Genomic DNA, 11762 nt, shown 5'->3' with positions numbered 1-11762 from the left:
CGAGGCCGGAGGGGCGGTCGTGCCGGGTCGTGGCGGGTCTGGCGGGAGCGGCGCGAGGAACGAGCGGCGCGGATGGTAGACCCGGCACGACCGCCCCGGAGGTCTCGCCCGGACCGAACAGGACGCCTCGCCGCTCAGGAGGTGGACGACTCCGGCTGGTCGGCCCACCAGGCCAGGAGGTCCGCTCGCGCCGTCTCCTCGTCGACCGGGCCGCGGTCGAGGCGCAGCTCGAGCAGGTGCTTGTACGCCTTCCCCACCACCGGCCCCGGCCGGATCCCGAGGATCGCCATGATCTGCTGGCCGTCGAGGTCCGGGCGGACGGCGTCGAGCTCCTCCTTCTCCTGGAGGTCGGCGATGCGGCGCTCGAGGTCGTCGTACGACTCGCGCAGCCGCTGGGCCTTGCGCCGGTTGCGGGTCGTGCAGTCGGCGCGCGTGAGGCGGTGCAGCCGCTCGAGCAGCGGTCCGGCGTCGGTCACGTACCGGCGCACGGCGGAGTCGGTCCAGGCGCCGTCGCCGTAGCCGTGGAACCGCAGGTGCAGCTCGACGAGGCGGGCGACGTCCTTGACGACCTGCTTGTCGTACCGCAGCGCCTTGAGGCGCTTGGCGACCATCTTGGCGCCGACGACCTCGTGGTGGTGGAAGCTCACGCCGCCCCCGGGCTCGAAGCGGCGCGTCGGCGGCTTGCCGACGTCGTGCAGCAGCGCGGCCAGGCGGAGCACGAGGTCGGGGGCCGGGACCGCGCCGTCGGGCCCGGTCTCCTGGGCGATCGCCTGGTCGAGCACCGTGAGCGAGTGCTCGTACACGTCCTTGTGCCGGTGGTGCTCGTCGATCTCGAGCTTGAGCGCGGGCAGCTCGGGCAGCACGTGGTCGGCGAGGCCGGTGTCCACGAGCACCTCGAGACCGCGGCGCGGCGACGTCGCGCACAGGAGCTTCGAGAGCTCGTCCCGCACGCGCTCGGCGGACACGATCTCGATGCGCTCGGTCATGAGGACGAGCGCGGCGAGCGTGCCGCCGTCGACGTCGAACCCGAGCTGGGCCGCGAAGCGCGCGGCGCGCATCATGCGCAGCGGGTCGTCGTCGAACGAGCGCTCGGGGGCGATCGGCGTGCGCAGCACGCGGCGCGCGAGGTCGTCGAGGCCGTCGAAGGGGTCGACGAACGTCATCTCCGGGACGCGCACCGCCATCGCGTTGACGGTGAAGTCCCGGCGCGACAGGTCGCCCTCGAGCGTGTCGCCGAACGCGACGACGGGCTTGCGCGACGTCGGGTCGTACTCGTCGGTGCGGTACGTCGTCACCTCGACGACGAGGTCGTCGCCCGGGCCACCACGGCCGAACCGCTTCGCCCCGATCGTGCCGAACTCCTTGCCGATGTCCCAGTGGGCGTCGCCCCAGCGCGCGAGGAGCGCCTCGGTCTCGTCGGGCGACGCGGACGTGGCGAAGTCGAGGTCGTTGCTCGCCCGCCCGAGGAACGCGTCGCGGACGGGCCCGCCCACGAGCGCGAGCTCGTGACCCGCGGCGCGGAACGCCTCGCCGAGCTCGATCGCCGCGGGCGCCATCTCGGTGAGGACGGCGAGGGCTCGACGCTGCAGCTCGAGCGACTGCGGCGTCGGCTGCGGCGTCGGCTGAGATGCCGGCGGAGGTGACGGCGGGGACGACGAAGGCTGGGGCACGACACCCAAGCCTGCCAGATGCGACGCCCGCACCGGGGAGCCGGTCCCGGGGAGCCGACGTCCACTCGGTAAAGTTGGGACATGTCCACCCCTGCGCACGCCCACGAGCCCCGGAGGGATCCGGCGGGCGGGCGTGACAGCGGTCGCGGGCAGCCCCTCCCGGTCCCCGCCCCGCCCGGCGGGCACGCGCTGCGCATCGACCCGCGTTCGCGTCCTGCCCCCGCGCCGCCGCCGCTGCCCGTCGTCGACGAGGTCTCGGCCGGCGGGCTCGTCGTCACGGTCGCGGGCGGCGACCTGTGCGCGGCGATCATCGCGCGGCGCAACCGGGGCGGGCGCCTCGAGTGGTGCCTGCCCAAGGGCCACCTCGAGGGCGACGAGACGCCGGAGCAGGCCGCGGTCCGCGAGATCGCGGAGGAGACGGGCATCCACGGAGCGGTGCAGGAGCCGCTCGGCGTCATCGACTACTGGTTCACCGGCGACGACCGCCGCGTGCACAAGGTCGTGCACCACTTCCTCCTGCGCGCGACGGGCGGGTTCCTCACGGTCGAGGGCGACCCGGACGGCGAGGCCGAGGACGTCGCGTGGATCCCCGTGGCGGACCTGCCCGACCGGCTCGCCTACCCGAACGAGCGCCGGATCGCCGTCGTCGCGCAGAGCGTCCTCGAGGGCAGACCGGCGCGGTTCCACGGGGTGGTCGAGAGTAGGGTGACCCGGACGATCGTCCGCTCGCCCGGCCGTCCGCACGACGGCCGCGGCGGCCCGGCACCGCCCGCCCCACGGAGCTCGACCGACCACTCATGACGCCCTCCCCCAGCAGCGGCGCGCGCCTCGGCGGCGCCGCGTCAGCCTCGCTCCTCGGCAGGTCCGCTCGCCTCCTCGTCGCCCTGGTCGTCCTGCTGGTCCTGACCGTCGGCGTCGTCCTCGGCGGGTCCCTCGCCGCGGCGGCCACGCCCCAGGGCACGACGGCGGGCACGACGGCGGGTGCCGCCACGGAGACCGAGGACGCGGTGACGCTCGAGGTGTCCTCGCTGCAGCCGACCGTCCTCGGCCCGGGCGCCACCCTCACCGTCACCACGCGCGTGACCAACGGGACCGCGGAGACGCTCGGGGCGCCCGAGGTGGCGCTCGGCGTCGACCGGCGCGTGCTGAGCACCCGGTCGGCGCTCGAGAGCTGGACCACGACCGGGCTCGACGGCCGTGTCGGGGTCGGCGTCACCAGCCAGGGCCTCGAGGCCCCCCTCGCTCCGGGCGAGAGCGCGGAGGTCACGCTCACCGCGACGGTCGCGGAGCTCACCCTGAACGCAGGCAGCGACTGGGGCCCGCGCGGCATCTCCCTCACGGTGTCCGACGGCGGCGCGCGCCTGGCCGTGCAGCGCACCTTCGTCCTGTGGGAGCCGTCGAGCGAGGTGACCCCGCTGCGCCTGAGCGTGGTCGCCGCCATGACCGGCCCCCCGGTGGACCCCGACCCGCAGGCCTACGACGACGCGCTCTCCGCCGCGGTGGGGACGGACGGTCGCCTCGGGCGCCTGCTCGCAGCGACCGGCGGTACGCCGGAGGTCGCGTGGGTCGCCGACCCGGCCCTGCTCGCCGCAGCCGCGGTCGCGGCCGACCCGGCGGTGAACGGCTGGGCCGACGCCGTGAGCGCTGGCTCCGCGGGCCGGTCGACGTTCGCGCTGCGCGCCTACGACCCGGACGTCGCGGCGTTCGCGCACGCCGGTCTCGCGCTGCCGGCGGGGACCCCGCTCCCCACCGCACAGGACCTGACGACCGACGACGACGCGACGACGGGCGACACGAAGGCCACGAACGCGGCGTCCGGCGAGCCGACCGACCCGGCGTCCGGGTGGCGGACCGACCTCGCCTGGCCGGGCGACGCCGTCCCCGACCTGGCCACGACGACGCTCGCCGCGGCGTCGGGCGCGACCGCGACGGTCGTCGGTCCCGGCGGGCTCGTACCGGACGAGTCGCTGACCTACACGCCGTCCGGCGTCGCCGAGGTCGCGACCGCCGCCGGCCCCGTGAAGGCGCTGGTCGCCGACGCGGTGCTCACCGCCCTCCTGTCCGCCGGCGACGGGTCGGGCGTCACCGCGACGCAGCGGATCCTCGCCGAGACCGCGGTGATCGCCCGCGAGCGCCCGGCCGAGCAGCGCCACGTCGTCGTCGCGCTGCCCCGGAGCTGGGAGGCCGAGCCGACGCTCTTCACGGCACGGCTCGACGCCCTCCGGTCGGCCACCTGGGTCGACCTGGCCCCGGTGGACGACCTCCTGGCGTCGGTGCCGCCCGCCGTCGAGCGCGCACCGCTCCCCGACTCCGGCGCCCCCGAGGGCGAGATCACCGTCGCCCAGCTCCGTGCGCTCGACCGGTCGCGCACGGACCTCGCCGCGTTCGCGACGGTCGCCGCCGACCCCACGACGATCACGCGCCCGCTCGAGCCCGGCTTCGTCACGCCGACCGCCGTCGCGTTCCGCGCAGCGGAGCCCTCGCGCACGCTCGCCGTCCAGCACGCGGAGCAGCAGTCCACCGCGGTCCAGGGAAGCCTGTCCGTCCAGACCCGCGCCCCGTTCCTCTTCGTCGCCGAGGAGGAGGACCTCCCCGTCCGGGTGCGCAGCACCCTCGAGCAGGACGCGACGGTCGAGGTCGTGCTGCGGCCGGACGACCCCCGGCTGCGCGCCCCCGAGCGCAGGACGGTGACGATCCCGGCCGCCACCCGGGACGCGGACGGCGACCTGGTGGCGACCGAGACGAGCGTGGGCGTTCCGGTCGAGGGGTTCGGGAGCGGGAACGTCACGGTCGAGGTCGAGCTCGTCAGCGCGGCGCAGCCCCAGGTCCGCGTCGCGGAGCCGCAGGAGTTCATCGTGCGCGTCCGCGCCGACTGGGAGTCGGTCGGCACCGCGGTCATCGCGGTCCTCCTCGCGCTGACGCTCGTCGCCGGTATCTGGCGCACCGTGCGCCGGGGTCGCTCGCCCCGCCGTCTGGCGGGCGCCACGGCGGACCAGCCGGCGCCGCCCGCGCAGGACCGGGCGCAGGCACCGGACGCGCCGCCCACGCCGCCCGCCCGCCGGGACGAGGAGCGCGTCGAGTGAGCCCCGACCAGCCCCGCCACGTCCGGCCCGCGGGCGCCGGGCACGGCACGCGGCCCGGCACGACGCGCGACGTCGTCCCGTCCGGGGCGCTGCCCGGCGACCCGGCGGCGCCCGGCACCCCGGACGAGACCGCGGAGGCCGGCGCCACGGAGGCGCCCGCCCCCCGCACGGGCGGGCTCGGCCGCTCGTCCGCGCTCATGGCGTCGGGCACGTTCGTCTCGCGCGGGCTCGGCCTCGTGCGCAACGTCCTCCTCGTGGCCGCGATCGGGACCACGGGCCTGGTCGCGGACGCGTTCGACGTCGCGAACAAGATCCCCAACGTCCTCTTCGCGATCCTCGCGGGCGGCGTCCTCAACGCCGTCCTCGTGCCGCAGATCGTCCGCGCCTACCGCGCGCACAACACGCAGGAGCGGCTCGACAAGCTGCTCACGCTCTCCGGCGTCGTGCTGGTCGCGCTCTCGGCGCTGCTCACCGCGGGGTCGAGCATCCTCGTCGCGCTCTACACGGGGCCGGGGTGGACCGCGCCGCAGACGTCGCTCGCGGTCGCCTTCGCCTTCTGGTGCACGCCGCAGCTCTTCTTCTACGGGCTGTACACCCTGCTCGGGCAGGTGCTCAACGCGCGGGGCCAGTTCGGTCCCTTCATGTGGGCACCCGTGCTCAACAACGTGGTGTCGATCGTCGGGTTCGGGGCGTTCATCGCGATCTACGGCCCGGCGGCGGTGGGCAACGTCGACGACCTCACGCAGTGGGACGGGTCCAAGATCGCGCTCCTCGCAGGGACCGCGACGCTCGGGGTCGCGGCGCAGGCGCTCATCCTCGTGGTCCCGCTGTGGCGGGCCGGCTTCCGCTGGCACCTGCGGTTCGGCCTGCACGGCATCGGTCTGCGGTCCGCGGGCCAGGTGGCGCTGTGGACGTTCGCCGCCGTCCTCCTCGAGCAGGTCGGGGTCCTGTTCACCACCCGCTTCGCGAGCGAGGCCCCCCGCGCCGCGCTCGCGCAGACGTTCGGGCCGTACCGGGACGACCCCGGGACCCTCGGCGCCGTCACCGGGCTGATCACGGGCGCGCCCGACGCGTTCTCGGGCGCCCTCGCGGTGGCGGGCAACGCCGCCTACACGCAGGCGCTCATGATCTACCTGCTGCCCCACTCGCTCGTGACGGTGTCGATCGCGACGGCGCTCTTCACGGGAATGAGCGCCGCGGCGCACGCGGGCGACCTCGCGCTCGTCCGGCACGACCTCTCGCGCGGCGTGCGCACCGTCGGCGTCTTCACCGTCTTCGCGACCGTCGTCCTGGTCGTCCTCGCCCTGCCGATCACCAAGTTCCTCGTCCCCTCCGTCGACGCCGCGTCCGGCGCGGCCGTCTCCGAGGTGCTGCGCGCCATGGCGCTCGGGCTCGTCCCCCTGGGCGGCATGGTGCTCATGAAGTGGGTCTACTACGCGTTCGAGGACGGCCGGACCGTCTTCTGGATCCAGGTCCCGGGCACGCTCGTGCTCGTCGGCGTCTCCTGGCTCGCGACGCAGGTCCTGGCGCCCCAGCTCTGGGTCGTGGGCATCGGCCTCGCGATGAGCGTGTCCAACCTCGTGGCCGTCGCGCTGCGCACCGTCGGGCTGCGACGCACGCTGCGGGGGCTCGACGGCGCCCGGATCCTGCGCCTGCACGTCAAGGCCGGGATCGCCGCGCTCGTCAGCGCCGTCGCAGGCTGGGGCGTCCTGCGCGGGTTCGTCGTCGTCACCGGCGACGGCCCGGACGGCATCTACGGGCTCTCGTGGTGGCAGGCCGTCGTCGTGGTGTCCGTCGCCGGGGCCGTGATGGCGCTCGTCTACGCGGGCGGGCTCAAGCTCATGCGGGTGCGCGAGCTCGACCAGCTCGCCGGTCCGATCGTGGGCCGCGTCCGCCGGCTCGTGCGGAGATGAGCGGCGTGCGCCCAGCGAGAACCAATCGGGTGATACGCGGGCAATCAGGGCCCGCGTACCATGGTGTGTCGACCACGAGTCCCACGGAGGAGGTCCGGTGAACGGCGTGGCCCCAGGAACACTGCTCGTCGCGCGCTACCGGCTCGACGAGCAGCTCGCGTCCGACCTGTCGGACGTCACGGCATGGTCGGCGCACGACCAGATCCTCGACCGACCCGTCCGGATCTCGTTGGTCTCCGGCGCGCACGTCGCCGACGCCCTCGACTCCGCCCGCCGCGCCGCGCTCGTCGTCGACCCGCGCCTGACGCGCGTCCTCGACGTCGGGACGGAGGACGGCGTCGCGTACGTCGTGACCGAGCGCTACACGGGCATCACGCTGAGCGAGGTCGTCGCGGGCGGCATCGTCGACCCGCAGCAGGCGCGCGCGATCGTCGGCGAGGCCGCGGCCGCGCTCGAGGTCGCCCGGCGGCGAGGGGTGCACCACCTCGCGCTCCGCCCCGACGCGCTCCGCGTCGACGGCAGCCGCGTCCTCCTCACGGGCCTCGGCCTCGACGCGGGCGTGGCGGGCCACGACCAGCACGACGCCGACCAGACGTCGCGCACCGACGCCGTCGGGCTCGTCGCCCTCCTCTACTACGCGATGACGGCGCGCTGGGCCGGACCGTCCTTGGACGTCCCCTGGATCGCCCCCGAGGCCATCCACCCCCTCCCGGCGCAGCGCGCGGGCGACGAGGTCCTCGCGCTCTCGGCCGTCCGCCCCGACGTCCCCACCGAGCTCGACACGCTCTGCGCGCGCGCCTTCGCGGGCACGCACGGCACGGCGGCGGAGTGGACGGCGCCACCCGCCGGCGACGCGCCCCGCTCCCCCGCCGACGTCGTCGGCGCGGTCGAGCCCTGGGGCGAGGTCTCGGTCGTCGCGGCCCTGCCCTCGTTCGTGCAGCCGGCGACGGCGGGCGTGAGCCGCCAGTCGGTCCGCACGGCGTTCGACGGCGCGACGACCGCGCCTCCGGGGACGCCGCCGCCGGCACCGCCGGTCCGACGCCCGACGACGGGCCGCATCCACCGCGTGGGGGACGTGCCGGGCTCCGCCGGTCCCGGCGTCGCGTACGCCGCCGGGGTCGCCACCGGCGCCACGGCATCGGTCCCGCCGCCCGCGCCGGACCCCGCGACCGCGGCGTACGCGGTCCCGCCGCCCCCGGTGGGCTACGACGCCGGGACCGCGACCGTCCAGTACGCAGCCGCGCCACCGCCCGTGCCCCCGACCACGGACGCACCGCAGGCCTGGAGCGAGCCCGCACCGCGACGGCGAGGCCCGCGCCGGTTCAACGCCACCCCGATCGTCCTCGTGCTCGTCCTCGGCCTCGTCGTCTGGGGCGTCGTCTGGGCGGTGGGCACCGCGTTCGACGGCTTCCGTCCCCCCTTGCAGACGAGCGAGCAGGAGACCGGCGACGGGTCCGAGGCCACGTCCGAGGGGGACGGTGGCACCGCAGAGGGTGAGCAGGCCCCCCCGGCGACGGACATCCGGCCCGTGATCGCCTCCGGCCAGGCCCTCGACCCCGAGGGCGACGCCTCCGGGAACAACGACGGGGAGCACCCCGAGCTCGCCCCGCTCGCCTACGACCAGAAGCCCGACACGACCTGGTTCTCGCGCCGGTACAACGCCGCGGACTTCGCCGGACTGCGCTCCGGGATCGGGTTCTCGGTCACGCTCGAGCAGAAGGCACCGGTCTCGACGGTCGTGCTCGACACCGCCGTCACGGGCGGCAACGTCGAGATCCGCGCCACGAGCCCGGACGCCCCGACCGAGGGCACCGTCCTCGCCTCCGGACCGCTCGCTCCCGGCGTGGAGTTCACGTTCGACCAGCCGGTCGAGGCGGAGTCGATCGTCCTGTGGTTCACCGAGCTGCCGCAGAACCCTTCCGGGGAGTTCCGCGCGGAGATCAACGAGATCCTCGTCTCCTGACGCCCACCGGCCGCGACCGGTGGGCGGGCTCCCACGGATCGGGACCGTCCGCGCCGCGGTGCGTGGACGGCGCGCGCACCGTGCGCCTGGTCGCCGTAGCGTCGCGAACACCCGTACCGTGGAACAGAAGCCGCCCTGGCGGCGTTCACACTCTCGCGTGGTCGGCCGCCACGCACCGAGCATCGAGGAGAGCACGTGACCGAGCAGTCTGCCGTCCAGAACCTGATCGTCGTCGGGTCCGGTCCCGCGGGGTACACCGCGGCGATCTACGCGGCGCGTGCGGGGCTGGCCCCGCTCGTGCTCGCGGGCTCCGTCACCGCCGGTGGCGCGCTGATGAACACGACCGACGTCGAGAACTTCCCCGGGTTCCCCGACGGGATCATGGGCCCGGACCTCATGGAGAACATGCGCAAGCAGGCCGAACGGTTCGGCGCGCGCATCGAGTGGGACGACGCCACGCTGCTCGACCTCGACGGACCGGTCAAGACCGTCGTGACCGGCAACGGCGAGACCTACCGCGCCCGCGCGGTCATCCTCGCGACCGGGTCCGCCTACCGCGAGCTCGGTCTGGACGACGAGAAGCGCCTGTCCGGGCGCGGGGTGTCCTGGTGCGCGACGTGCGACGGGTTCTTCTTCCGCGACCAGCACATCGCCGTCGTCGGCGGCGGTGACTCCGCGATGGAGGAGGCCACGTTCCTCACCCGCTTCGCGGACAAGGTCACCCTCGTCCACCGCCGCGACGAGCTGCGCGCCTCGAAGATCATGGCCGACCGTGCCCTGAACGACCCGAAGATCGAGTTCGCCTGGAACAGCGAGGTCGCCGCGATCGGCGGCGAGAACAAGGTCGAGGCGGTGACGCTGCGCGACACCGTGACCGGGCAGGAGCGCGAGCTGCCCGCGACCGGCCTGTTCGTCGCGATCGGTCACGAGCCGCGCACCGAGCTCGTCAAGGGCCAGATCGACCTGGACGACGAGGGCTACATCCAGGTCGTCGGGCGCACCACCGCGACCAACCTCGAGGGCGTGTTCGCGTGCGGCGACGCCGTCGACCACACCTACCGCCAGGCCATCACGGCGGCGGGCTCCGGGTGCGCCGCGGCGCTCGACGCGCAGCGCTACCTCACCGAGCTCGCCGACGCCGCCGGCCTGGAGGACCTCGCCGGCACGCCGACCACGCCGAACCCCGACGAGCTGCCCGAGGCGCTCGCCGAGCTCCAGGCCTGACGCAGCGACCGTCCACACACCACCGAGTCCTACCGCAGGAGGTCACCATGCCGACCGTTCCGGTCACCGACGACACCTTCCGTGCCGAGGTCCTCGAGTCCGAGGTCCCCGTCCTCGTCGACTTCTGGGCGACGTGGTGCGGCCCGTGCCGCCAGGTCGCGCCGATCCTCGAAGAGCTCGCCGAGGAGTACGACGGCAAGATCAAGATCGCCAAGCTCGACACGGACGCGAACCCCGAGACGACCGGCGCCTACGGCATCGTGTCCATCCCCACGCTGAACGTCTACGTGGGCGGCGAGCTCCAGAAGTCGATCATCGGAGCGCGCCCCAAGCGCGCGCTCACCGAGGAGATCGACGCCGTGCTGGCCACGGCCGTCTGAGCCTCACCTGTCCACCGCCCCGGAGGGCGGACCGCGAGCACCGCGGTCCGCCCTCCGGCGTCTTCACGGGATCCCCCGATGCACCGTGCCACACTGGGGGTCGTGACTGGACCGACGCCTCCCCCGCAGCAGCCCGCTCCCAGCGGCACCCGCCTCGACCCGTGGTTCGGTGCCTACGCAGAGCGAGCGCACGGGATGCGAGCGTCGGAGATCCGGGCCCTGTTCGCGGTGGCGAACCGCCCCGAGGTCGTGTCGCTCGCCGGCGGCATGCCGTACCTCGAAGGACTCCCGCTCGACCAGATCGCCGACACCACGCAGCGCCTCGTCGCGACGCGTGGCGCGACGGTCCTCCAGTACGGCTCCGGGCAGGGCGACGAGACGCTCCGTGAGCAGATCCTCGACGTCGTCCGGCTCGAGGGCATCGAGTGCCACCCCGACGACGTCGTCGTGACGACGGGGTCCCAGCAGGCGCTCGACCTCGTGACCAGGATCTTCGTCGACCCCGGTGACGTCGTCGTCGCCGAGGCACCGAGCTACGTCGGGGCGCTCGGCGTGTTCCGCTCGTACCAAGCCGACGTCGTGCACGTGCCCCTCGACGAGCACGGTCTCGTCCCCGAGGCCCTCGAGGAGACGCTCGCCCGGCTCGCTGCGGACGGTCGCCGCGTCAAGCTGCTCTACACCGTGCCGAACTTCCACAACCCGGCCGGCGTGACCCTCACCGCGGAGCGCCGCCCGCGCATCCTGGAGATCGCCCAGCGGTACGGCGTCCTGGTCATCGAGGACAACCCCTACGGCCTCCTCGGCTTCGACGGGCAGACCCTTCCCGCGCTCCGCTCGCTCGACGAGGACGGCGTCCTGTACCTCGGGTCGTTCTCCAAGACCTTCGCGCCCGGGTACCGGGTCGGCTGGGTGGTCGCGCCGCACGCCGTGCGCGAGAAGCTCGTGCTCGCGAGCGAGTCGGCGATCCTGTGTCCCTCCAACGCCTCGCAGCTCGCGATCGCCGCGTACCTCGACACGTGCGACTGGAAGGGCCAGATCAAGCAGTTCCGCGAGCTCTACCGGGAACGCCGGGACGCCATGATCGGCGCGCTCTCCGAGCACCTCCCCTCAGCGAGCTGGACCGTGCCCGACGGCGGCTTCTACACGTGGGTGCAGCTCCCCGAGGGCCTCGACGCGCGGTCCATGCTCCCCCGCGCCGTCACCGCACGCGTCGCCTACGTGCCGGGTACCGCCTTCTACGCCGACGGCACCGGCTCGAGCCACGTGCGCCTCTCCTACTGCTTCCCGACGCCCGAGCGGATCCGTGAAGGAGTCCGACGCCTCGCCGGGGTCGTCAACGCCGAGCAGGAGCTCGTCGAGATCTTCGGGACCAACGCCGAGCTCGACCCCGACGTCACGGACGTCGAGAACCCCTCGCCCAACCTGGCCTGAAGCACCTCACCACGACGCCGAGGCGGCCCTCACCGGGCGATGCCGGCACCGAACAGGAGTCCGTCAACAGTGGACACGACCACGGGTACCCCGGCGGC

8 protein-coding genes are annotated in these 11762 nt (G+C 74.5%); 7 read left to right on the top strand and 1 reads right to left on the bottom strand.

Annotated elements, in window-relative coordinates:
- Positions 1-134 precede the first annotated feature (134 nt).
- Positions 135-1670, bottom strand: coding sequence for a CCA tRNA nucleotidyltransferase (locus NF338_RS00630; protein WP_412845776.1), 1536 nt, complete (start codon positions 1668-1670; stop codon positions 135-137).
- Positions 1671-1751: 81 nt separating this feature from the next.
- On the opposite strand from NF338_RS00630, the gene NF338_RS00625 reads away from it, so the two are divergent.
- The 7 genes from NF338_RS00625 (at position 1752) to NF338_RS00595 (ending at position 11664) form a co-directional block, all read left to right on the top strand.
- Positions 1752-2471, top strand: a complete 720-nt coding sequence (locus NF338_RS00625) for an NUDIX hydrolase (RefSeq protein WP_412845774.1) — start codon at positions 1752-1754, stop codon at positions 2469-2471.
- The gene (locus NF338_RS00620; protein WP_264029001.1) at positions 2468-4753 is read left to right on the top strand and encodes a DUF6049 family protein; all 2286 of its coding nucleotides are present in this window, start codon (positions 2468-2470) and stop codon (positions 4751-4753) included. The genes NF338_RS00625 and NF338_RS00620 overlap by 4 nt, the downstream gene beginning before the upstream one ends.
- The gene (gene murJ / locus NF338_RS00615; RefSeq protein ID WP_318782932.1) at positions 4750-6666 is read left to right on the top strand and encodes a murein biosynthesis integral membrane protein MurJ; all 1917 of its coding nucleotides are present in this window, start codon (positions 4750-4752) and stop codon (positions 6664-6666) included. The genes NF338_RS00620 and murJ overlap by 4 nt, the downstream gene beginning before the upstream one ends.
- A 97-nt stretch (positions 6667-6763) precedes the next feature.
- Positions 6764-8629, top strand: coding sequence for a protein kinase family protein (locus NF338_RS00610; protein ID WP_264029000.1), 1866 nt, complete (start codon positions 6764-6766; stop codon positions 8627-8629).
- 195 nt (positions 8630-8824) lie between these two features.
- Entirely contained in the window at positions 8825-9853 is a 1029-nt protein-coding gene (gene trxB, locus NF338_RS00605; RefSeq protein WP_264028998.1) for a thioredoxin-disulfide reductase, read from the top strand.
- 47 nt (positions 9854-9900) lie between these two features.
- Positions 9901-10233 carry a thioredoxin gene (trxA, locus tag NF338_RS00600; RefSeq protein WP_087470418.1) on the top strand — a complete coding sequence of 111 codons (333 nt, stop codon included), beginning with the start codon at positions 9901-9903 and terminating at the stop codon, positions 10231-10233.
- A 78-nt stretch (positions 10234-10311) separates the two neighbouring features.
- The gene (locus NF338_RS00595) at positions 10312-11664 is read left to right on the top strand and encodes a PLP-dependent aminotransferase family protein (RefSeq protein WP_318782931.1); all 1353 of its coding nucleotides are present in this window, start codon (positions 10312-10314) and stop codon (positions 11662-11664) included.
- The last annotated feature ends 98 nt before the right edge of the window (positions 11665-11762 follow it).

The sequence above is a fragment of the Cellulosimicrobium sp. SH8 genome (assembly GCF_025818875.1).
Taxonomy (GTDB): Bacteria; Actinomycetota; Actinomycetes; order Actinomycetales; family Cellulomonadaceae; genus Cellulosimicrobium; species Cellulosimicrobium cellulans_D.
The sequence above is the reverse complement of the archived record's forward strand: the minus strand, read 5'-3'. Positions and strand labels throughout refer to the sequence as shown.